The sequence below is a fragment of the Vibrio ouci genome, assembly GCF_004551525.1.
In the GTDB taxonomy this organism is placed as follows: domain Bacteria; phylum Pseudomonadota; class Gammaproteobacteria; order Enterobacterales; family Vibrionaceae; genus Vibrio; species Vibrio ouci.
Map to the genome: position 1 here is coordinate 21,645 of NZ_SATR01000017.1, position 21,455 is coordinate 43,099.

At 45.3% G+C, this 21,455-nt stretch carries 22 protein-coding genes; 17 read left to right on the top strand and 5 right to left on the bottom strand.

Annotated elements, in window-relative coordinates; all coding sequences use genetic code 11:
• Positions 1–100: 100 nt before the first annotated feature.
• Positions 101–1,294, top strand: coding sequence for a BaiN/RdsA family NAD(P)/FAD-dependent oxidoreductase (locus ELS82_RS12390; protein ID WP_134835743.1), 1,194 nt, complete (start codon positions 101–103; stop codon positions 1,292–1,294).
• Between the two features lie 59 nt (positions 1,295–1,353).
• Here ELS82_RS12390 and ELS82_RS12395 read toward each other — a convergent pair whose 3' ends face one another.
• Positions 1,354–1,986: an alternative oxidase gene (locus tag ELS82_RS12395; RefSeq protein WP_134835744.1), complete on the bottom strand. Its 633-nt coding sequence runs from the start codon at positions 1,984–1,986 to the stop codon at positions 1,354–1,356.
• 276 nt (positions 1,987–2,262) lie between these two features.
• Between ELS82_RS12395 and ELS82_RS12400 the strand changes: the two genes are divergently transcribed.
• Positions 2,263–3,093, top strand: a complete 831-nt coding sequence (locus ELS82_RS12400; protein ID WP_134835745.1) for an HDOD domain-containing protein — start codon at positions 2,263–2,265, stop codon at positions 3,091–3,093.
• A gap of 20 nt (positions 3,094–3,113) precedes the next feature.
• On the opposite strand, the gene ELS82_RS12405 is transcribed toward ELS82_RS12400, so the two are convergent.
• On the bottom strand, positions 3,114–4,019 hold the full coding sequence (locus ELS82_RS12405; protein ID WP_134835746.1) for a DMT family transporter: 906 nt from the start codon (positions 4,017–4,019) through the stop codon (positions 3,114–3,116).
• Between the two features lie 167 nt (positions 4,020–4,186).
• Here ELS82_RS12405 and rmuC point away from each other — a divergent pair, with 167 nt between their 5' ends.
• From rmuC to tatC, 7 genes are all read left to right on the top strand, one after another.
• Positions 4,187–5,737 (top strand): DNA recombination protein RmuC, encoded by a 1,551-nt coding sequence (gene rmuC, locus ELS82_RS12410; RefSeq protein ID WP_134835747.1) that lies wholly within the window; start codon positions 4,187–4,189, stop codon positions 5,735–5,737.
• A 56-nt stretch (positions 5,738–5,793) separates the two neighbouring features.
• Positions 5,794–6,576, top strand: coding sequence for a bifunctional demethylmenaquinone methyltransferase/2-methoxy-6-polyprenyl-1,4-benzoquinol methylase UbiE (ubiE, locus tag ELS82_RS12415; RefSeq protein ID WP_053440724.1), 783 nt, complete (start codon positions 5,794–5,796; stop codon positions 6,574–6,576).
• Positions 6,577–6,587: 11 nt separating this feature from the next.
• Positions 6,588–7,193, top strand: coding sequence for a ubiquinone biosynthesis accessory factor UbiJ (locus tag ELS82_RS12420; protein ID WP_134835748.1), 606 nt, complete (start codon positions 6,588–6,590; stop codon positions 7,191–7,193).
• Positions 7,190–8,824 (top strand): ubiquinone biosynthesis regulatory protein kinase UbiB, encoded by a 1,635-nt coding sequence (gene ubiB, locus ELS82_RS12425; RefSeq protein ID WP_134835749.1) that lies wholly within the window; start codon positions 7,190–7,192, stop codon positions 8,822–8,824. Before ELS82_RS12420 ends, ubiB begins: the two co-directional genes overlap by 4 nt.
• 50 nt (positions 8,825–8,874) lie before the next feature.
• Positions 8,875–9,135 carry a Sec-independent protein translocase subunit TatA gene (gene tatA / locus ELS82_RS12430; RefSeq protein ID WP_004409706.1) on the top strand — a complete coding sequence of 87 codons (261 nt, stop codon included), beginning with the start codon at positions 8,875–8,877 and terminating at the stop codon, positions 9,133–9,135.
• A gap of 3 nt (positions 9,136–9,138) precedes the next feature.
• On the top strand, positions 9,139–9,570 hold the full coding sequence (gene tatB / locus ELS82_RS12435; RefSeq protein WP_134835750.1) for a Sec-independent protein translocase protein TatB: 432 nt from the start codon (positions 9,139–9,141) through the stop codon (positions 9,568–9,570).
• Between the two features lie 76 nt (positions 9,571–9,646).
• The gene (gene tatC / locus ELS82_RS12440; RefSeq protein ID WP_134835751.1) at positions 9,647–10,393 is read left to right on the top strand and encodes a twin-arginine translocase subunit TatC; all 747 of its coding nucleotides are present in this window, start codon (positions 9,647–9,649) and stop codon (positions 10,391–10,393) included.
• A gap of 65 nt (positions 10,394–10,458) precedes the next feature.
• Here the strand turns inward: tatC and ELS82_RS12445 are convergent, their stop codons facing one another.
• Positions 10,459–11,220: a TatD family hydrolase gene (locus tag ELS82_RS12445; protein ID WP_134835752.1), complete on the bottom strand. Its 762-nt coding sequence runs from the start codon at positions 11,218–11,220 to the stop codon at positions 10,459–10,461.
• A 160-nt stretch (positions 11,221–11,380) separates the two neighbouring features.
• Here ELS82_RS12445 and hemB point away from each other — a divergent pair, with 160 nt between their 5' ends.
• The 4 genes from hemB (at position 11,381) to spfP (ending at position 16,595) form a co-directional block, all read left to right on the top strand.
• On the top strand, positions 11,381–12,430 hold the full coding sequence (gene hemB, locus ELS82_RS12450; RefSeq protein ID WP_134835753.1) for a porphobilinogen synthase: 1,050 nt from the start codon (positions 11,381–11,383) through the stop codon (positions 12,428–12,430).
• Between the two features lie 66 nt (positions 12,431–12,496).
• Positions 12,497–12,934: a GNAT family N-acetyltransferase gene (locus ELS82_RS12455; protein WP_134835754.1), complete on the top strand. Its 438-nt coding sequence runs from the start codon at positions 12,497–12,499 to the stop codon at positions 12,932–12,934.
• Between the two features lie 624 nt (positions 12,935–13,558).
• Entirely contained in the window at positions 13,559–16,354 is a 2,796-nt protein-coding gene (polA, locus tag ELS82_RS12460) for a DNA polymerase I (protein ID WP_134835755.1), read from the top strand.
• Between the two features lie 193 nt (positions 16,355–16,547).
• Positions 16,548–16,595: a small protein SpfP gene (spfP, locus tag ELS82_RS27900; protein ID WP_438356636.1), complete on the top strand. Its 48-nt coding sequence runs from the start codon at positions 16,548–16,550 to the stop codon at positions 16,593–16,595.
• A gap of 441 nt (positions 16,596–17,036) precedes the next feature.
• Here the strand turns inward: spfP and ELS82_RS12465 are convergent, their stop codons facing one another.
• Both ELS82_RS12465 and yihA read right to left on the bottom strand, forming a co-directional pair.
• A complete protein-coding gene (locus ELS82_RS12465) occupies positions 17,037–17,426 on the bottom strand; it encodes a glycine zipper family protein (protein WP_134835756.1) in 390 nt (129 codons plus the stop codon).
• A 152-nt stretch (positions 17,427–17,578) separates the two neighbouring features.
• Positions 17,579–18,244, bottom strand: coding sequence for a ribosome biogenesis GTP-binding protein YihA/YsxC (gene yihA, locus ELS82_RS12470; RefSeq protein ID WP_134835757.1), 666 nt, complete (start codon positions 18,242–18,244; stop codon positions 17,579–17,581).
• Positions 18,245–18,380: 136 nt separating this feature from the next.
• Between yihA and ELS82_RS12475 the strand changes: the two genes are divergently transcribed.
• From ELS82_RS12475 to ELS82_RS12490, 4 genes are all read left to right on the top strand, one after another.
• Entirely contained in the window at positions 18,381–18,998 is a 618-nt protein-coding gene (locus tag ELS82_RS12475) for a c-type cytochrome (protein ID WP_134835758.1), read from the top strand.
• Positions 18,999–19,723: 725 nt separating this feature from the next.
• Positions 19,724–20,362 carry a class I SAM-dependent methyltransferase gene (locus ELS82_RS12480; RefSeq protein ID WP_134835759.1) on the top strand — a complete coding sequence of 213 codons (639 nt, stop codon included), beginning with the start codon at positions 19,724–19,726 and terminating at the stop codon, positions 20,360–20,362.
• Positions 20,362–20,925 (top strand): Der GTPase-activating protein YihI, encoded by a 564-nt coding sequence (yihI, locus tag ELS82_RS12485; RefSeq protein WP_134835760.1) that lies wholly within the window; start codon positions 20,362–20,364, stop codon positions 20,923–20,925. The genes ELS82_RS12480 and yihI overlap by 1 nt, the downstream gene beginning before the upstream one ends.
• An 8-nt stretch (positions 20,926–20,933) precedes the next feature.
• Entirely contained in the window at positions 20,934–21,422 is a 489-nt protein-coding gene (locus tag ELS82_RS12490; protein ID WP_134835761.1) for a DUF2489 domain-containing protein, read from the top strand.
• Positions 21,423–21,455: the final 33 nt, after the last annotated feature.

The window sequence follows — 21,455 nt, forward strand, 5'->3', positions numbered from 1 at the left end:
ATTGGCAATCTGATTAAATATCGCTAGAATATCCGCTCAAATTGCAAAGGATGTGCGTTATGCACATCCTTTTTTATTGGTTTTTTATGAGTAGTTGTTCATGACAGAAAAGTTTGATGTTGTCATCATCGGTGCGGGTGCGGCAGGTTTAATGTGTGCGGCAGAAGCGGGTAAACGCGGTCGTAAAACATTAGTGCTCGATCATGCCAAAAAGCCGGGGCGCAAAATTCTGATCGCTGGTGGTGGGCGCTGTAACTTCACCAACTATGATGTTTCTGCCAACAACTACCTGTGTCAAAATCCACACTTTGTAAAATCGGCCTTATCGCAATACACCAACTGGGACTTTATCTCGATGGTGAGCAAGCACGGTATCGAGTTTGAAGAGCGTGACCATGGACAGCTATTTTGTGTCGGTGATCATGACTCAAAAGATATCGTCAAAATGCTACTGGCTGAGTGTGACTATCCAAGCGTTAGCCAACGCTATCAGCAAGACATTCATCATATCGAGCAAACGGAATCTGGCTTTACGTTGCATGCCAATACTAGCGTGATCGAGTGTCAGTCTCTGGTCGTTGCGACAGGTGGATTATCGATGCCTAAATTGGGTGCGACGCCATTTGGTTATAAAATTGCCGAGCAATTTGGTCTAGATATTATTTCGACCACTGCGGGGCTGGTGCCATTCACCCTGCACAAAGAAGACAAAGAAGCCTTTGCTGAATTGTCTGGAATCGCGATTCCGGCTGAGATCACCGCGCAAGATGGGACGGTATTTAAAGAAGCGCTGCTGTTTACTCACCGTGGCTTGTCCGGTCCTTCGGTACTGCAGATCTCTTCATTCTGGAAAGCGGGCGAAAAGATCACGATTAACTTGGTGCCAGAAGCGGATATTGATGAGCTATTGCAACGCTCACTTGAGAAGCACCCAAATCAGAGCCTGAAAAACACCTTAGCAAAGGTATTACCGAAGCGTTTAGTCGAAGTACTGATTGATCGAAAAGTACTGCAAGACAAGCCGCTCAAGCAGTTCAATGCCAAGCAACTGAGTGAGATCACGCATACTCTCGAAAATTGGCAAATTGCACCAAATGGCACCGAAGGCTATCGCACTGCAGAGGTAACTTTAGGCGGCGTAGACACCAATCATCTGTCATCAAAAACCATGGAATGTAAGCAGTTCAAAGGTTTGTACTTTATCGGTGAAGTGATGGATGTGACGGGTTGGCTTGGTGGCTATAACTTCCAGTGGTGTTGGAGCTCAGGCTTCGTTGCAGGGCAATGGGTGTAAGTAAGCACTTATTTATGACAAAGCCAGTATCGTTGGATACTGGCTTTTTTGTATGCTGATTAACTTTGGTGCGCCGGCAGTGTGCGGCTTTTATAGAGATCGGCAAACTCATGATTATTATCGCGATGTTTGGCTTCATCTTGACGAATACGATGCAGAACATCGAGGAAGGTTGCGTTGTCTGGAAGCTGATAGTAGCTCAAAGCAATTTCTGGTGCAGGTAGGTTTGGCAGTGCGCCGCTTTCGATCTTTTCAATATACTCCGAGTAGCTATTGCACGCCTCTTCCTCAAAATAACCCACGATGCGGTGGGCGGTCTTAGAGGAAATTAAATAAATAAAACCGTAGATAAACAAGAAGATAAATTGCAGTGACATGACGATGATACGCTCAAAAATTGATGGATGAGTGACATCAAGGAAAATCATCAAGTGCATGCGTTCATTATCCGCCTCATCCAGTAGATCTTTGATCCAACCACCGTCGTCTTTCATTCTGCGTAAAGCTTTTAGGTGGTTACACACTCCAGCAACCATTCCAGGAACAGCGGCGATGGTTTCAAGTAACATAGCACGCTTGGCTAGATGTTTACCGTAGAACAAGTTAAGCGTTTTTTTAAGAATACGTGTGACCAATAGAGCGGTCTTTTCGGAGAGGCCTTCAGGTTTGTGGTGTGTATTGATAAACGACATAGCGCGCTTCCTATTTAGTTGAGTTGTTATAGCTATATCAAGAAGCATGCCCAGTCTTACTTTGCTGTTATTAAAGGCTTTTTACGTTAAATTGTGTCTAAATGACAGGATGAAATTTTGTCTAATTAGATTATTGGTGTCTATTTGACATGGTTGAGTGTTGAGAATTTGAACTTGGTGTCAAGGTCACGATAACGGCGACAATTATCATCCCAAGGCGCTAATCCTAGCCTATATTAATGAAGTACAACTCATTAGGCGCAAGGAGTGAACTCTATGAGTCAACAAGCACTGATCTCTCGTATCAACGAGCTGCCACGTATCGAAAGTGTATTGCAAGAACTACTGGAAATGGTCAATCGAGAGTCGATCGATTTTGGTGATTTGGCCCATAAAATGGCGATGGATCAGGTGTTATTGGCGAGAGTGCTCAGGATGGCTAACTCGGCCCAATTTGGCGGAGTCAAAGGGGTATCTAACATCAATGATGCGATTGTTCGGATAGGTATTGGCGCGATCCGTAATTTGATTTCATCTTCGATTCTCGCGTCTACCTTTCCTAAAATTGAAACCCTTAACGTTAAAGACTACTGGGCGGGTACTTTTGAAGTCGCCACCATTGCCAGTACCATCGCCAAAGATATTAAGCTCGACCCCAATGAAGCCTTTAGTACCGGGATATTACACAATATCGGTGAGCTGATGATTCATACCCTTGAGCCAGAAAAAGCAGTGATTATTAGTCATCGAATCTCTAGTGGAGAAAACCCAGCCCAAGTGCAGCGAGAGCTGTTAGGGGTTGATGCGCAGCAGTTAGGTGCGGCGTTAGCAGAAAGCTGGATGTTCCCCAATCAATTGGTTGATGCGATTGCTAACGTTAATCACCCAGCTAAAGCGGTCGAGTCAAAACGCTTGGCTTGTCTGATGTATCTAGCGCGCGATGCGCACCAACGTTGGGATAATATGTTTGATCAGGCCGAAAAGCAGCGTTATCTGGCCAACAGTAAGGCAGCGCAGGCACTGCATGCCTCGCCAGAACTGGCGGTCAAAATCGATGGAGTAAGAGGACAGGGCAGTGAATTGGCCTATCAGCTATTTGATGGCTGATAGACCAAGTTATCAAGTTGTTAAGCGGCTTGTTTCGACTGATCTTTTTTGCCGACTTTGATCTGTTGGATCACTAATCCTGTGATAATCAGTACCAAGCCGACCAACGTCGCTGGGTGAATTTGTTCACCGATGATGCTGGCCAGTAGCATCAATGAAATAAATGGTGATGCAAAAATCAGGTTGCTGATTCGAGCGGTGTTTTGCGTTGCTTTTAAAGCGCTAAGCCACAGAACAAATGTTACACCCATCTCAAATAAACCGACATAGGTCACCGCTAGCCAACCTTGAGTGCTTATCTGAGCAAAACTTTCCCCTTCATAGAGGGTTAAACCAATCGCAAATGGAATCGCGACCAAAAAGCCGAGCAATACGCCAACGACTGGATCCGCTTTATTCTTGGCATTCAAAATCCAGTAGCCCGCCCAAAGCAGTGTCGATAGCAGAGCTAGACCAACACCCAGTGGACTATCGAAGTTTAGCCCTAGCACATCACCTTTGGTCGCAATAACAATCACGCCAAGGTAACTAAAGGTACATGCAATCCAATCCTTCGTTCGGATTTTTTGTCCGAGGAATACCGCTGCCATTAAGGTTAAGGTGATTGCCCAGCTGTAGTTAATCGCTTGTGCTTGAGAGGCGGGTAACAAATCGTAGGCTTTAAACAAAATGATGTAGTAAGCGAGTGGATTGATAAGGCCTAGTAATAGGTAGTACCAAGGATTAGAAAGAAAAGTACTCGATAGTAACTTCAATTTGCCCGACACCGCGCAGATGATGATCAGCGCAATGGCAGAAACAATACTCGCCACAGTGAGCATTTGAATGGGAGAGAACTCAGCTAGGGTGAGTTTGAAAGCAGTGGCTACCGTCGACCAGAGTAGTACAGCGGATAAACCTAATCCTAAAGCGCGACGCTCGTTCATGATATTCCTTTAATAAAACCAACGACTTATCGTTCAGTGGTCACAAGAGTGGTACAGAGTACGGAGCGCCTAGTCTAGCTGTTCGATATCTAACCGACAAACTGGACATTTATCCAGTGGTAAAATACCATTATCAATACCAAATAAAGAAGAGTTAAATCGTTATTATGCAATGGATTCTTGAGCATCAAAGTGTGTTGGTCAGCGGTGTAGCGGGCGCAATTACCAGTGGTGTCGCTGTTGGCTGGTGGGTCAAACAGAAAATGCGCTTCGACAATCAGCTTTTAGAGCAGCAGTTAGAATCAAATCAGCAGTTGGCCACGAGTCAAATCGCCCAGTTACACAAAGAGTTAGCTGAGGCGCAAAGCGAGCTGGATGAACTCGATAGCGAGCGAGATAAAGCTGCCTACGAGCTCAAACAGTCTCACGGCAAACTGATGGCCGTACTAGAGAAGCTGCGCTATTTCGATGCGGTCAAACAAGAGCGCCAGCAGTATGCTGACGATCTAAACCAAGTTCGCGAGCATAAATCACAGCTTGAGGCCCAACTGCGTGAGCAAGAAGCGCGTCACGAGCAACAAAACAAAGCCAATCAAGAAAAGCTGCAATTGCTAGAGCAAGCCGAAGAGCGCCTTAAGCAGCAATTTGAGCACTTAGCTAATCAACTGTTTGAGGCGAAAACCGCCAAAGTTGACCAGCAAAACCGCCAAAGCCTCGATGGCTTGCTTTCACCATTGCGTGAACAGTTAGAAGGCTTCAAGAAGCAGGTCAATGACAGCTTTAACCAAGAAGCCAAAGAGCGTCACACGCTGGTGCATGAGTTGAAAAACCTGCAGCGTTTGAACGAGCAGATGACCAAAGAAGCGCTCAACCTGACGCAAGCACTTAAAGGCGACAACAAGCAGCAGGGCAACTGGGGCGAAGTGGTACTAGCGCGTGTGCTAGCGGAATCTGGTCTGCGTGAAGGTCATGAATATCAAACCCAAGTCAGTCTGCAAAACGAAGCGGGTAAGCGTTATCAGCCCGATGTGATTGTTTACCTACCGCAAGATAAGCAGGTGGTGGTTGACTCGAAGATGGCTTTGGTCGCCTATGAACGCTACTTTAACGCCGAAACCGACGCCGAAAGGGAACGCGCCCTAAGTGACCACTTACTTGCATTGCGTGCTCATATTAAAGGCTTATCCAATAAGGACTACCATCAACTGAAAGGCATTCAAAGCCTCGATTATGTACTGATGTTCATTCCGGTTGAGCCTGCCTTTCAAGTGGCGATTCAAGCGGATCCGAGCTTGGTCAAAGATGCGATGGAGCAAAACATTATCTTGGTCAGTCCGACAACCTTGCTGGTAGCACTACGCACTATCGACAATTTATGGCGCAATGAACGTCAAAACCAGAATGCACAAATCATCGCCGAGCGAGCCAGTAAGCTTTACGACAAGCTACGCCTGTTTGTTGATGATATGGAAAGTTTGGGCGGTGCGTTAGATAAAGCCAACCAGAATTATCAAGGCGCGATGAACAAGTTAGCAAGTGGTCGAGGTAATGTGATTCGCCAAGCTGAAAGCTTTAAACAGCTCGGGGTTGAGGTGAAAAAGCCAATCTCAAGTGATTTGGTCCAACTTGCTCAACACGATGGCCTCACAGAAAAGCGTGTATTGGATAAAAATGATTCTTTCGCCGAAAGACATCCGGATGAGGATAAAGTAAACTAATCGCCCGCAGCGCTTAGGTCGTATTAATTAGTAGCGCTGCTCGAAGAGGAATCATCATGACGGATACAAGCGTGCAATCGAATACAGCTTTAGAATCAAATGAAACCACGCATTTTGGTTTCACAACCGTAGCAAAAGACGAGAAAGTGACGAAAGTTGCTGAAGTTTTCCACTCTGTGGCGGCTAAGTACGACATTATGAATGACCTAATGTCGGGTGGTATTCACCGCCTGTGGAAGCGTTTCACTATCGATTGTAGTGGTGTTCGTCCTGGTCAGCGTATTCTAGACCTTGGTGGTGGTACCGGTGACCTTACTGCTAAGTTTTCACGCATCGTAGGTGAAAAAGGCCATGTGGTTCTGGCTGATATCAATAACTCTATGCTCAATGTTGGCCGTGACAAACTGCGCGACAACGGCATTGTTGGCAACGTTCACTATGTACAAGCCAACGCTGAAGAGCTGCCATTCCCAGATGACTACTTTGATGCCATCACTATCAGCTTCTGTCTACGTAACGTAACAGATAAAGATAAAGCGCTGCGTTCTATGTACCGTGTGCTAAAGCCAGGTGGTCGTCTCCTTGTGCTTGAGTTTTCTAAGCCAATCCTAGAGCCGCTATCAAAAATTTACGATACCTACTCATTCCACCTGTTACCTAAGATGGGTGAGCTGGTGGCCAACGATGCAGAAAGCTACCGTTACCTTGCTGAATCTATCCGTATGCACCCGAATCAAGAAACCTTGAAAGGCATGATGGATGAAGCGGGCTTTGATAACACCAGTTACTACAACTTAACCGGTGGTATTGTGGCGTTGCACCGTGGTTATAAGTTCTAAGGTTGCTGACGATGCCATTTGAACCTCTTGTTACTGCGGTCATTGAGACCACACTCAATACATTGGTTAAAAACGATCCAGAATTGGGTCGTCGACTTGCTCGCCTTAAAGGGCAAGTGATTCAAGTTAACCTCAAAGAACTCAATAAGACCCTGACATTCATCTTTAGTCAGCAGATTGATGTGCTGGCTAACTACGAAGGGCAACCTGATTGTTATCTATCACTTAACTTATCGGTATTGCCTGAGCTGCGTGATCAATCCAATATCACTAAGCTCATCAAGCAAGATAAGTTGGTGTTAGAAGGTGATATCCAACTTGCGCAGAAGTTTTCGCAGCTGATGACCGATTGCAAACCAGATCTTGAAGAGTGGTTATCTAAACTGACAGGTGATGTCGTTGCACATACGCTTGTGCAAGGTGTTACTGGCGTTGGCAATATGCTTAAAGCTCAGGCGAGTAAGCATCAAAACCATCTTGCGCAGGTACTAACGGAAGAGTGGAAGATTGCTCCAGCACCGCTAGAAGTGGCACATTTCTGTGATCAGGTTGATGATGTGAAAAGTCAGGCAGCGCGCGTGGAAGCGAAGCTCAATAAATTGTTGGAGCTTGCATGACCCTAACTGAGCTGCGCCGTTTATATCATATCGTTCGAGTCCAGCTTGAGTATGGGCTTGATGAACTGCTTCCTGAACATCAGTTAACTAAAGCGCCTCTTCTGCTAAGAAAAAGTCTGTTCTGGATTAAAAATCAACATCCAGAAAAGCCGCTGGGTGACCGATTACGTCTAGCACTACAAGAACTTGGCCCAGTGTGGATTAAGTTCGGTCAGATGATGTCGACCCGCCGCGACCTCTTTCCTCCTCATATCGCAGACCCATTAGCCTTACTGCAAGACCAAGTATCACCGTTTGATGGCCAGTTGGCGAAACAGCAAATGGAGCAAGCATTAGGTGGTCCGCTGGATACTTGGTTTGATGATTTTGAGATTGAACCGCTAGCGTCGGCGTCAATTGCTCAGGTGCATACCGCTAAGCTCAAACAGACTAACCAAGAAGTGGTATTAAAGGTCATCAGGCCAGATATTCGCCCGGTCATTGATGCAGATCTAAAACTTATGTACCGAATGGCACGTATAGTCGCCAAAGCGCTTCCTGAAGCACGTCGATTGAAACCAGTCGAAGTGGTACGTGAGTACGAAAAAACATTATTGGATGAGCTAGACCTACGTCGTGAAGCGGCCAATGCAATTCAATTACGTCGCAACTTCGAAGGCAGCGAAGAATTGTATGTGCCAGAGGTCATTACTGACGTTAGTAATGAAACTGTCATGGTTTCTGAGCGAATATACGGCATTCAAGTTTCTGATATTGAAGGCTTGAAGGCCAACGGCACCAACATGAAGCTTCTAGCGGAACGTGGTGTGAGTGTGTTCTTTACTCAGGTATTTCGCGATAGCTTCTTCCATGCCGACATGCACCCTGGCAACGTATTTGTTGAACCAGAACATCCAGAGAATCCACGTTGGATTGGGCTAGATTGCGGTATTGTTGGTACGCTAAACAGTGAAGATAAGCGTTATTTAGCGGAAAACTTCTTAGCGTTTTTTAATCGTGACTACCGACGCGTTGCTGAACTGCATGTTGACTCAGGTTGGGTTCCACGTGAAACCAACATTGACGAGTTTGAATTTGCGATTCGCATTGTGTGTGAGCCGATTTTTGCTAAGCCGCTGTGTGAAATTTCGTTTGGTCATGTGCTTTTAAACTTGTTTAACACTGCGCGTCGCTTCAATATGGAAGTGCAACCGCAATTAGTGTTGCTACAAAAGACACTGCTTTATGTGGAAGGTCTAGGGCGTCAGTTATACCCACAGCTAGATTTGTGGGAGACCGCTAAGCCATTCCTTGAAGAGTGGATGATGAACCAAGTTGGCCCGCAAGCGGTGATCAACGCGGTGAAAGATCGCGCGCCGTTCTGGGCAGAAAAACTACCAGAACTGCCAGAGTTGCTGTATGACAGCTTGCGCCAAGGTAAGATGATGAACCAACGTATGGATCAGCTCTACCAAGGTTATCGTTCAAGTAAACGTCAGCAGGCGACCGGTAAATTTTTATTTGGTGTTGGTGCCACATTAGTCGTATGCTCGGCAATATTGGTAAACAGCACTTATGAGCAGCTTTCATTGACCAGTGCCATTGGCGGGGTCACATTTTGGTTGCTTAGTTGGCGAGCTTACCGTCAATAGACGTTAAACTCTTGAAATAAATTTGTTTAATAAGACCCGAGGTAAAAAGAATGGGTGGTATTAGTATTTGGCAACTTCTTATTATTGCTGTCATTGTAGTTCTACTGTTTGGTACTAAGAAACTACGCGGTATTGGTGGCGATCTTGGTGGCGCAGTAAAAGGCTTCAAGAAAGCAATGAGCGAAGATGATGCGGACAAAGACAAAAAAGACGCAGATTTCGAGCCAAAAGCTGTTGATCAGCAAAAAAGCGTAGAGCAGCAGAAAACAGAAGCAACTGCTGAAACTAAGAAAGACAAAGAGCAGGCGTAACTCGTGTTTGATATCGGTTTTTGGGAACTGGTATTAATATCTGTTGTTGGGCTGGTGGTGCTTGGTCCTGAGCGTTTGCCACATGCGATTCGCAGTGTCTCCAAATTTGTTGGTGCCGCGAAAAGTATGGCAAACAGTGTGAAAGACGAACTTTCTCACGAGCTTAAGGTACAAGAACTGCAAGAGAACTTGCGTAAAGCAGAGCAAATGGGGATGGAAGATCTCTCTCCTGAGCTTAAGTCTTCAGTAGAACAACTGAAGCAAGCTGCGCAAGACGTCCAACGTCCGTACGCGAGCAAAAGCGACTCAGCAACGAACAGTACTGAGACTGTGGATGACCAAGCTGCATCCGTTCACAGCGCCAATGACTCCGCTGGTGAGGTTGAAAGTTTAAACACTCAGCCAACACCACAGGCAGATAAAAAAGCCGAATAGTCTCGTATTTAGAGGAGCTACGACTTGAAGTATAAAGTCCGTAGCTCTTTTTCTATCTTTTTGAGTAGAGGTTTCCATGTCTTCTGTTGAGCAGACACAGCCTTTGATCAGCCACTTATTGGAACTTCGTAACCGCTTGCTACGTGCTATTGTTGCCGTGCTAGTGGTGTTTCTTGGTCTGATCTATTTTGCCAATGACATCTATGAGTTTGTCTCCGCGCCTTTGGTAGAGCGTCTACCAGAAGGGGCAACGATGATTGCTACCGATGTCGCGTCACCGTTTTTTACACCGTTAAAGCTGACTTTAATCGCGGCTATTTTCCTAGCGGTGCCGTTTATCTTGTACCAAGTGTGGGCGTTTGTTGCACCGGGCTTGTATAAGCATGAACGTCGTTTGATCATGCCATTGATGTTCTCAAGCTCACTGCTGTTCTATTGTGGTGTGGCTTTCGCGTACTTTGTGGTATTTCCGTTGGTGTTTGGCTTCTTTACCGCTATTTCTCTTGGCGGGGTAGAGTTTGCAACCGACATCTCCAGCTATCTCGATTTTGTTTTAGCGCTGTTCTTGGCGTTCGGTATCGCGTTTGAAGTACCAGTAGCGATCATCTTGCTATGTTGGACCGGGGCGACTAACCCTAAGAGCTTGAGTGAGAAGCGCCCATACATCATCGTTGGTGCGTTTATTGTCGGTATGATGCTGACGCCGCCAGACATGATTTCTCAGACACTATTAGCGATTCCAATGTGTCTGCTGTTTGAAGTCGGTTTGTTCTTTGCGCGCTTCTATGAGCGTAAAGATGAAGACGAAGAAGTCGAAGAGTAGGCCTTATCGCCACAATGAAAAAAGGGGTTGATGTGAAAGCATCAACCCCTTTTTGTTTTTTCGATTTACAGTTTGAACAGCTGCAGCGCATTGGCCGTAGTTAGGCTGTCTACCTCAGCTAGGCTTATCTCTCTTAGTTCCGCCACTCGTTGCGCGACAAGAGAAGTATAGGCAGGCTCATTACGCTTACCACGGTGTGGCACAGGCGCTAGGTATGGGCAATCTGTCTCTAGAATCACATAGTTCATATCAAGGTGCGGGATCACCTTATCCATACCACCGTTTTTAAACGTTGATACACCACCTAAACCTAAGTGGAAGCCGAGGTCATTGATCGCCTTTGCTTCTTCAACACTGCCACCAAAACAGTGGAATACCCCAGAGAGGGAGCCATCTTGCTCTTGGCGAAGTAGCGCCAGAGTTTCCTCAATCGAATCGCGAGTATGAATCACCACTGGAAGTTTCATCTCTTTAGCCCAGTTTAACTGAGTGATGAAAGCCATTTCCTGCTCGGCTTTATAGGTTTTATCCCAATACAGGTCGATGCCAATTTCACCTACGGCGATGAAGTTATGTTTGTTGAACCAAGAGCAAATGACCTCAAGGGTTTGTTTCACATTGCTATCGACATAACATGGATGAAGGCCCATCATTGAGCGACAAACTTCTGGATAACTCGCCTCTGTTTTTAACATTGGCTCAATCGATTCTAGGTCAATGTTCGGTAGGAGAATCTTATCAATGCCTTGGGCTAGTGCACGCTTTACAACGTCATCACGGTCTGCATCAAATTCACTGGCATAGATATGGGCGTGGGTATCAATCATGATCGTTCTCTGGGCAAATGATTCGGCTAACTAAGTGGCACCAGTATACGGCAGTGTGGGCCTTTGGTCATTTTCTGCATTTTTACGTTTTGTTGCTAGCGTCGCCTCCATTGAATGATATTATTCAATTCAAGCACTTTCACCACACAAGGAGAATAGAGTGTCAGTTTCGATTCAAGGTCAATTCCCTGGCCGTCGTATGCGCCGTATGCGTAAACATGACTTTAGCCGTCGCCTCATGGCTGAAAACCAATTGTCTGTTAACGATCTAATCTACCCAATGTTTATCCTGATGGGTAAAGATCGCCGCGAAACCGTGGATTCTATGCCGGGTATCGAACGCTTATCGATCGACTTGATGCTGGAAGAAGCGCAGTACCTTGCTCAGCTAGGTGTACCAGCGATCGCTCTATTCCCTGTAGTAAACCAAGATGCGAAAAGCTTATGTGCCGCTGAAGCTTACAACCCAGAAGGTTTGGTTCAGCGTGCGGTACGTTCACTGAAAGAGCATGTGCCAGAAATTGGCGTGATTACTGATGTGGCACTCGACCCATTCACTACCCATGGTCAAGACGGCATCATTGATGAAGAGGGCTACGTGCTTAATGATGAAACTACTAAGGTTTTGGTTAAGCAGGCGCTGTCTCATGCTGAAGCGGGCGCAGATGTTGTGGCACCTTCAGATATGATGGATGGCCGAATCGGCGAGATTCGCAAAGCGTTAGAGCAAGCGGGTCACATTAATACTCAAATCATGGCGTACTCTGCCAAGTATGCGTCTTGCTACTATGGCCCGTTCCGTGATGCGGTCGGCAGCGCAAGTAACCTTAAAGGCGGTAACAAGAAGAACTACCAAATGGATCCGGCGAACAGCGATGAAGCGATCCATGAAGTGGCGATGGACATCAACGAAGGCGCGGATATGGTAATGGTTAAGCCAGGTATGCCATATCTTGATATTGTTCGCCGCGTGAAGTCTGAGTTAGAAGTTCCGACTTTTGCTTACCAAGTTTCCGGTGAGTATGCGATGCACAAAGCAGCATTTTCCAACGGTTGGCTAAAAGAGCGTGAAACCGTGATGGAATCACTGATGTGCTTTAAGCGCTCGGGCGCCGATGGCATTCTGACTTACTTTGCCAAAGACGTGGCAGAGTGGCTAGCGGAAGAAAATGCTCAAGCAGCGACCTTCTTGCGAGAAGAGCAAGAGTAGTCATTATCGAATGAATGATTCAAAAGGCTGGCATTTGTCAGCCTTTTCTAGTTTTGGAGAGTTGCAATGAGCATTATATACCGAGAGGGCACATTGGCCGAGTGTGTCCAAGTTGTAGAGCAGATCCAAGAGTTTGCCCATAAAGAGACGGTCGAAACTTTATCGGCGCGTTTGGAAGGTAAAGCACGCTCTCTTATCCAGGTCGCGCAAGAAGGGGACAACCTACTTGGTTTTAAAATTGGTTATCAATTGGATGAGCAAACCTTTTACAGCTGGTTTGGTGGCGTTTCCTCACTGGCTCGCAATAAAGGTGTGGCGCAAAAACTGTTGGAAATTCAAGAAAAGTGGGTAGCAGAGCAGGGTTATAAGCAGCTAAAAGTGAAATCGCGAAATCAATTTCCTGCGATGTTGAGACTGCTGATTAGAAATGGCTATCTGATTGAAAATTTTGAAGAAAAGCATCCTCTTATAGAGAGTAGAATCCACTTCGTAAAGCAGCTATAGCACTGATATAAAAATTAAATGAGATTTTTTCTCATTTAACTGTTGACGCATCAAATGAGAATGGTTATTATTTATCTCGTCTTAGGGAATGAGAGAAGTTCACAAGGACGTTGAGTTACCAGATTCAATATGGAGACGGTGATGACACTGAACTTAATCGAACTTGCACGAGTTCTTTTTGACACGACATTGCTCACATTGCTTCCAGTGTAATTTATAGCTTTATGGCAAAGCACCTCATTCACCTGAATTGCTTTGACCCCTTTTTGCTAGGCGACATCGAAAGATGTCGCTTTTTTTATGCCTGCGATTTGGGATCGAATAAAAGGACACCAATAGTCTTTTCCACAATGCAAGATCGTTTCAAGATCGATCTGTGGATGATCGATCTCTGTTAATGTTCTTTTATTACATGGGCTTATGGTGTTTTTGTCGTGCTTCTATTCCATTTTTATATCCTGTGTATAAATAATATAAACAGAGTTATCCACAGGTGAGGCTGGCCGTTGATATAAGAATAATCAAATGTGTGAGTAGAGTTGAGAGAGTTAAAATGGATTCACTGACGGACTCATGGCATCCTAAGCAGATCTTTTTTGCATTTTCTTTGGATACGTAAAGACTATGGCCAATATTCCTGATAATCCGTTGATTCTTATCGATGGTTCTTCTTACCTATATCGCGCATTTCATGCCTACCCAGGCACGATGAGTAATGGCGATATTCCAACTAATGCGGTCTACGGTGTGGTCAACATGCTGCGTAGCATGATGCGTCAATTTGCTTCCGATCGTATTGCTGTGGTCTTTGATGCGAAAGGGAAAACCTTCCGTGATGATATGTATCCAGAGTACAAAGCAAATCGTCCACCTATGCCTGATGATCTGCGTTGCCAGATCGAGCCACTACATAATGTGATTCGTGCAATGGGCCTGCCGCTGATCTGTATCCCTGGCGTTGAAGCCGATGACGTGATCGGTACCTTAGCGTATCAAGCCTCTCAAGCGGGTATGCCAGTACTGATCAGTACCGGTGATAAGGATATGGCTCAGTTGGTGGATGATAACGTTACTTTGATCAACACCATGACGAATGTGGTGATGGATCGTGAAGGTGTGATTGAGAAGTTTGGTATTCCACCGGAACTGATCATCGACTACCTAGCGCTGATGGGCGATAAAGTCGATAACATCCCTGGTGTTCCTGGTGTCGGTGACAAGACGGCAACGGCTCTGCTACAAGGTATTGGTGGTCTAGATAAGTTGTATCAAAACCTTGATGATATCGCGCCACTTGGTTTCCGCGGTTCTAAAACCATGGCTAAAAAGCTTATCGACAACCAAGACAATGCCAAACTGTCTTATGAACTCGCAACTATCAAGCTTGATGTTGAACTAGAAGAGACGCCAGAGTCGCTACTAAAAGCGGAACCAAACAAAGACGAACTGATTAAACTTTACGGTCAGCTAGTGTTCAAGTCATGGCTCAATGAGTTATTAGATGGCGGTAACGGCGTAGTAGAGGCGGATGAAAAATCTGGCTCTGTAACGGGTGCTGCGAAAGCATCAAGTGGCGCAGAGATGGACACTTCAGCGGTGACCATCGATCGCAGCCAATATGAGACTATTTTAGATGAAGCAAGCTTTAACGCTTGGCTAGAGAAGCTCAAAGCAGCCGAGGTATTCGCTTTTGATACCGAAACTGACAGCCTAGACTACATGGTCGCGAATCTTGTGGGTCTTTCGTTTGCAACCGAAGAAGGTGTCGCTGCGTACGTTCCTGTTGCTCATGATTACCTAGATGCACCCGCTCAGCTAGATCGTGATTGGGTACTAGAGCAGTTAAAACCAATTCTAGAAGATGACGCTCAAGCGAAAGTGGGCCAAAACCTCAAATACGATGCCAGTGTATTAGCGCGCTACGGCATTGAAATGAAAGGTATCAAGCACGACACCATGCTGGCTTCGTATGTATATAACAGCGTGGGTGGTAAGCATGATATGGACAGCTTGGCACTGCGCTTCCTTCAGCATAGCTGCATCTCATTTGAACAAATTGCCGGTAAAGGTAAGAAGCAACTGACCTTTAACCAAATTGAGCTTGATGAAGCGTCTCCGTATGCTGCAGAAGATGCGGATGTGACGCTTCGCCTGCACAATCGCTTGATGGAAAACATCGATCAAGACCAGAAGCTTAAAGCTATCTATCAAGAGATAGAAGTACCATTGGTTCCTGTTCTTTCTCGCATTGAGCGAACTGGTGTCTTGATTGATGACATGAAGCTAGGCGCTCAGTCGCAAGAGATTGCTCAGCGATTGGATGAGCTTGAACAGAAGGCGTATGAGATTGCTGAGCAAGAGTTCAATATGAACTCACCGAAGCAGCTGCAAGCACTACTGTTTGAAAAAATGGGCTTACCTGTCATCAAGAAGACGCCGTCAGGCACGCCTTCTACTAACGAAGAAGTGTTGCAAGAGCTCGCACTGGATTACCCATTACCAAAACTGATTTTGGAATATCGTGGTCTGGCGAAACTCAAGTCAACTTACACCGATAAGCTACCGAAGATGATTAACCCTGAAACGGGGCGTGTGCATACTTCTTATCACCAAGCAGTTACAGCGACAGGTCGTCTATCTTCGACCGATCCAAACTTACAGAATATCCCAATCCGTAACGAAGAAGGTCGCCGTATTCGCCAAGCGTTTATTGCCCCACATGGCTATAAAATCATGGCAGTCGATTACTCTCAGATTGAATTGCGTATTATGGCGCACCTGTCAGGTGATCAAGCGCTATTGGACGCATTCCAACAAGGTAAAGATATCCACGCAGCAACCGCAGCCGAGATCATGGGCACTACCATTGACCAAGTGAGCTCAGAGCAGCGTCGCCGTGCAAAAGCGGTGAACTTTGGTCTTATCTACGGTATGAGTGCGTTTGGTCTAGCGAAGCAATTGGGTATCCCACGTGGTGAAGCTCAAGATTACATGAACAAATACTTTGAGCGTTACCCTGGTGTAATGCAGTACATGGAAGACACGCGTAGCACGGCATCTGAGCAAGGCTATGTTGAAACCATCTTTGGCCGTCGTTTACATCTACCTGAAATCCAATCTCGTAATGGTATGCGTCGTAAAGCGGCTGAGCGAGCGGCGATCAACGCGCCAATGCAGGGCACCGCGGCAGATATCATTAAGAAAGCGATGCTATTGGTTGATGAATGGATTCAAACTGAAGGCGACGGTCGCGTTAAGCTGTTGATGCAAGTACACGATGAATTAGTATTTGAAGTTCAAGAGTCAGCTTTGACCGAAATTGAAAGTAAAGTACAAGAATTAATGGAATCGGCTGCAGAGCTAGATGTTCCTCTTGTTGCTGAAGCGGGTCATGGTGATAACTGGGATCAGGCGCACTAGACAAAAAATAGTCAAATACCAACAAATAACATGAGCCAGTGCACAAACACTGGCTTTTTTTTATCAAGAAATAAGTTCCTGATGATTTTGTCAAAATGTTATTTAATAAAATTTTAATGAAAAAAACTTACAAAAGTAGTTTTCATTTCTGACCAATTGTTGTACATTAATCTGCGTAGGGTACAGAGGTAAGATGTTCTATCTTTCAGACCTTTTGTTTCACGTTATTGGATTAGGCTGATTCAGCCGCCCCAGTCAGTTTTTGACTGGGGCGTTTTTTATTGGGCGAAAGAAAAATTCAATAAACTCAATATGCTGCCTAAATATCTCCCGATATCTCGCTATTTGCCTATCTCGTTGTCGATAATCATTGTCATGATAAGCCATTGATTCACCTTTCTGTAATCACACAAAACTTTGTAACTTTACTCCATTCACAGTTTGGTTATTTTGGGCAGAAAAACAATCTAATTATCTTTCATTTTATTAGTTGGTTTTGTATTTAAGTATTTGTTTTAATTCAGAAAGAAGGGTGGTTTTTCTAGCGGTTAATAGAGAGGGAGCCGAGTTGACCTCAACTGAGAAATTCGTAATCTAGGGCGCACAATAATTTATAACAACTATTTCTCTCCCGTTGCCCCGCCAGGATGGTGGGGCGTTTTGTTTCTGCGGCGAGATAATATTAGTTGAGAACCGTATAGCCGCGGTTTGTCATGCAATTTCTCATGACGGTGTGTTGCTCACTTTCGTATGCAGCTTGGTTGGCACGGCGATCTCGACTTCCACCAACGACACCGACAGCCCCGCCAACCGCAGCACCAGTCTTAGCGCCTTGACTGCCTGAGCCACCTGCAATGGCGTTACCCGCCGCACCGACAGCAGCGCCTTTCAATGCACCCCCCACAGCACCTCGTGAACGCGTCTCCTTTTTTACTCCTCCAGCAAGGTTTTCACATTGGTGCATATCGTAAACATAGTCCTTCTCATCAACGCCGGATTTATCGACGATAAGATTTGCATGCGCAAAAATAGAGAAGACCATTGCAAGAGATAGGAAAGTGATGCGTTTCATGGATAACCAGCCTGTGGAGTAATTTAATTTAGGCAAGTATAAAGAAACAGTGTTCGATTGTTGGAATATCCCTTATTCCCTACGGAATAGTAATAAAAAGCCCCGCATTGCTGCAGGGCCTATCTATATAGAAGTGATTTATCGAGTTGCTATTATTGCTGCTCGTCGTCGATATTTTCTTCTTCAATGATCTCTTCAACCACTGACTCGGCTAGTGCTGGTGCAAACCACTCATCGAGTTTGTTACGCAGTACGTCAACCCCAAGTCCTTTTAGTGAAGAGAAAGCAGCAACGCTGACATCGCCTCCGAAGCCAACTGCATCTTTCTTAATCTTCAATACTTGTGCCTTACGTGCACCACTTTTCAGTTTGTCGGCTTTAGTAAGCAACACTTGGACTGGAATACCGCTGTCTACAGCCCAGAAAATCAACTGCTGATCTAGGTCTTTCATCGGGTGACGGATATCCATCAGTACCACTAGGCCTTTTAGGCATGAGCGTTTCTGTAGGTATTCACCTAGCGATTTTTGCCATTTCTTCTTCAGTTCTAACGGGACTTGTGCAAAGCCGTACCCAGGAAGGTCAACAATATGACAACCGTCAGTCACTTTAAATAAGTTAATAAGTTGCGTACGACCAGGCGTTTTACTGGTTTTTGCAAGGCTACGCTGGTTGGTCAAGCGATTAAGTGAGCTTGATTTGCCCGCATTGGAGCGTCCTGCAAACGCAACTTCGATACCTTCATCTGCTGGCAAGGCGCGGATATCCGGCGCACTTGTGATGAAATGAGTGTTTTGATAATGAATTTTTACGCTCACTGTTAACTCCATCTCGACTTTGTGTAGTCGATTGATTACTTTTTTGTGAAATTGTGTAAAATAACCGTGCTCGGCATAAGGTCGCCTATTGTACCATGAGTGGTACTGGAAGCTTGATAATTATAAATGGAATGTCATGAAGAAATTAGCGCTAATATTGAGTCTTTTAGCCAGCTGCTCCGTATGGGCCCAAGGCAGCATAGAAGCTGGTAAAGCAAAATCTCAAACCTGTGTTGCCTGCCATGGTGCTGACGGCAACAGTCAACTCGCAATGTACCCGAAAATTGCTGGTCAGCATGCTAAATATATTGAAAAGCAGCTGAAAGAATTCAAGTTGGGTATGACTAGTGGTGGTAAACAAGGTCGTGTAGACCCAGTGATGGGTGGTATGGCTATGCCACTGTCTGAGCAAGATATGAAAGATCTTGCGGTTTACTACGCATCTCTACCTATCTCGGACAACACAACACCTGAAAATGTTGTTGATGCTGGCAAGGTTCTTTATACCGCTGGTGACGCTGAACGTGGTCTAACAGCTTGTATCGCATGTCACGGTCCTCGTGGTGATGGTACTGAGCTATCTGGCTTCCCGAAAATTTCAGGTCAACATGCTGATTACATTAAAGCTCAGCTAGAAAGATTCCGTGACGGCTCTCGTGCAAACGATATGAACGAAATGATGCGTGATATCGCTAAGAAGCTAACGGATGAAGATATCGATACTCTTTCAAAATATGTTGGTGGCCTACACTAAGCCCTTTGAATTTGTTCGAGCATAAGTTGTATTGAAAAAGCCCAGACTTCGGTCTGGGCTTTTTCGTATGATCGCGATCACTCTCGCCAATCGGAGCCAATGTTCTTTCTCGCCACTCTGCTTGTAAGAGATCGTCCATACATTACTCATCTATTTTCTGTGGGATCTCTGCAAGGTGTTGAAATTTAAGGCTATGATTTGAACGCGAGAAATTAACTGAAAATATTGTTTTTTGAGGATTGTTCAAAGCCGTTATCACGGTAAAGTATCGTTATCGGCAGGGCGCTGATGAAGGATTTCAGACCAGGAGGTCTCCAAGGACGCAAGCGAAGGATGCTTGGTTGTTGAGGAATGGAATCAGGGTAGGTAGGACACCTACTTGATACGGATGGTCGACTTGTCTAATGGTTTAAGACAGCGTAAAGGATCAGGCTAAGGACTAGCCCAGATAGCAGGAAGTTAAAGGAAAGCCAAAACTCACCAGGACGGTGGCAAACAACACTTTTGGCAGGGAAAGCGCTAAAAACAAATGGATTATTGGTGTACTGAACTCAGTACAACACAGTTTTGCCGCAAGGCATTTAGAAAGCGATAGAGACACTCTATCGCTTTTTTTATTCCTATTTTTCAAAAATCGATGATTATTTGCGCAATAGTGCTCCACTCTAACGCCAGTTTCTGGTATGTTTCGCATCCCTGTTTGAGGATGAGTTTACGCAGCCGATATGCATAATTGCCCCCTTTGTCAGAGCTTAGACATCAAGCACTATTATGAAGATAAGCGTAGAGAGTATCTTCAGTGCCAGCAGTGTGAGCTTGTGTTTGTTAATCCAGACCAGCGTTTGGATGCAAAAGCGGAAAAAGCCCACTACGATCTGCATGAGAATGATCCAAATGACGAAGGATATCGACGCTTTTTATCTCGGGTTTCTGACCCCATATTAACGCGTATAGCTCCCAACTCTCACGGGTTAGATTTTGGTTGTGGCCCAGGACCAACGTTATCTTTAATGTTGGAACAGCAAGGACACACCATGAGTTTGTATGACCTTTACTATCACCCAGATCGCTCGGTGTTAGACACGTCGTATGACTTTATCACTGCCACAGAAGTTATTGAGCACCTTTATGAGCCCAATAAAGTGTGGCAGCAATGGTTGAATTTAGTTAAGCCGGGTGGCTGGATTGGTCTTATGACTAAGATGGTCATTGATGTTGAAGCGTTTGCCTCATGGCACTACAAAAACGATCTGACCCATGTGGTCTTTTTCAGTCGTAAAACGTTTCAATACTTGGCAGAGCGGGATCAGCTCGAGCTTGAATTTATTGGTAATGATGTAATTTTACTGAGGAAAGCCCAGTAATGAGCCGTAGTAAGAAAGCAAGATCAGGCGGTAATAGCGACGTAATCGTTGTTCGCAACCGTACTGAATCAGACGTTGAAGGACGTCTACGTAAAAAAGACAAAAAGCGCAAAGGTCTAAAGACCGGTGGTCGCAACTCTGAAGCTAAAACACAAAAGCAACAGACTGCGAGCCAAAAGCGCGACCCACGCTTAGGCAGCAAAAAGAAGATTCCTTTAGTTGTTGAAGCGGCGAAAAAACCAAGCAAAGCTGAGCGTCGTATTAGCGCTGAGAAAGAGCTAGAAATGCTTGAGAATGACGCGCAACTGAATGTGCTATTGGACCGCCTAGACAATGGTGACAACCTAGGTGCAGGTCTACAGAAGTACGTCGATGAAAAACTTGCACGTATTGAAATCCTGATGAAGCAACTTGGTATCTACGAAGAACCTGAAGAAGAAGAGTTCGAGGAAGAAGAAGTTGTTGAGCCAGTAGCAAAACAGAAGCCGAGCAAAAAAGCGAATTCAGATGATGAGCTTCTTTCTCAGTTTGAAGGTTTGGATCTGAACCAATTTAAAGGGTAAAGAGCACAATGAATGTAACCTTATTAGCTATCGCAGGCAGCGTAATTGTTCTGGGTTTAGCCTCTTATGCTGGTTACCTTCTGCTCCAGCTCAAGAAGCAAAAGGAATTGCAATTGCAGCAACAAAAGTTGGCAATTGAAAAGCGTAATGCCAACATCTTTGAAAGCGTCAACGTCCTTTGCTTAGCCGGCATTCAAGAGCAGTGTGACCTATCTGAGATCAGTATTCGTCTATATAACATCATGGACTACGTCCAAGGTGAAGAGCGTGTCGATTTCGACCAAGAATACCCAGCGACGTCTGAGCTGTTCCATATCGTTAAAGATATGGCGCGCGGTGAAGCTCGTCAGGAGTTGGCTAAGCAAGAGCGCATGAAGCAAAACCTTGAGCGCCACAAAGCAGAGTCACGCCTTCAGCAAGATATTACTGAAGAGCTAAAACGTCTGCAGAAAAAAGTGAAACCGCTAAATAATCAGATCAACATTCAAATGATCTAGCGCGTAACTTTTATAACTCGATCGCTTACACTA

Excerpts from the sequence above, each read along its gene's own strand:
- ELS82_RS12465 (WP_134835756.1), bottom strand. The coding sequence starts at position 17,426 with ATGAAACGCATCACTTTCCTATCTCTTGCAATGGTCTTCTCTATTTTT.
- ELS82_RS12480 (WP_134835759.1), top strand. The coding sequence starts at position 19,724 with ATGCATAATTGCCCCCTTTGTCAGAGCTTAGACATCAAGCACTATTAT.
- yihI (WP_134835760.1), top strand. The coding sequence starts at position 20,362 with ATGAGCCGTAGTAAGAAAGCAAGATCAGGCGGTAATAGCGACGTAATC.
- ELS82_RS12445 (WP_134835752.1), bottom strand. The coding sequence starts at position 11,220 with ATGATTGATACCCACGCCCATATCTATGCCAGTGAATTTGATGCAGAC.
- ELS82_RS12405 (WP_134835746.1), bottom strand. The coding sequence starts at position 4,019 with ATGAACGAGCGTCGCGCTTTAGGATTAGGTTTATCCGCTGTACTACTC.
- ELS82_RS12400 (WP_134835745.1), top strand. The coding sequence starts at position 2,263 with ATGAGTCAACAAGCACTGATCTCTCGTATCAACGAGCTGCCACGTATC.
- ELS82_RS12490 (WP_134835761.1), top strand. The coding sequence starts at position 20,934 with ATGAATGTAACCTTATTAGCTATCGCAGGCAGCGTAATTGTTCTGGGT.
- ELS82_RS12420 (WP_134835748.1), top strand. The coding sequence starts at position 6,588 with ATGCCATTTGAACCTCTTGTTACTGCGGTCATTGAGACCACACTCAAT.
- ELS82_RS12455 (WP_134835754.1), top strand. The coding sequence starts at position 12,497 with ATGAGCATTATATACCGAGAGGGCACATTGGCCGAGTGTGTCCAAGTT.
- polA (WP_134835755.1), top strand. The coding sequence starts at position 13,559 with ATGGCCAATATTCCTGATAATCCGTTGATTCTTATCGATGGTTCTTCT.
- tatC (WP_134835751.1), top strand. The coding sequence starts at position 9,647 with ATGTCTTCTGTTGAGCAGACACAGCCTTTGATCAGCCACTTATTGGAA.
- tatA (WP_004409706.1), top strand. The coding sequence starts at position 8,875 with ATGGGTGGTATTAGTATTTGGCAACTTCTTATTATTGCTGTCATTGTA.
- ELS82_RS12395 (WP_134835744.1), bottom strand. The coding sequence starts at position 1,986 with ATGTCGTTTATCAATACACACCACAAACCTGAAGGCCTCTCCGAAAAG.
- ubiB (WP_134835749.1), top strand. The coding sequence starts at position 7,190 with ATGACCCTAACTGAGCTGCGCCGTTTATATCATATCGTTCGAGTCCAG.
- ubiE (WP_053440724.1), top strand. The coding sequence starts at position 5,794 with ATGACGGATACAAGCGTGCAATCGAATACAGCTTTAGAATCAAATGAA.
- ELS82_RS12475 (WP_134835758.1), top strand. The coding sequence starts at position 18,381 with ATGAAGAAATTAGCGCTAATATTGAGTCTTTTAGCCAGCTGCTCCGTA.
- rmuC (WP_134835747.1), top strand. The coding sequence starts at position 4,187 with ATGCAATGGATTCTTGAGCATCAAAGTGTGTTGGTCAGCGGTGTAGCG.
- ELS82_RS12390 (WP_134835743.1), top strand. The coding sequence starts at position 101 with ATGACAGAAAAGTTTGATGTTGTCATCATCGGTGCGGGTGCGGCAGGT.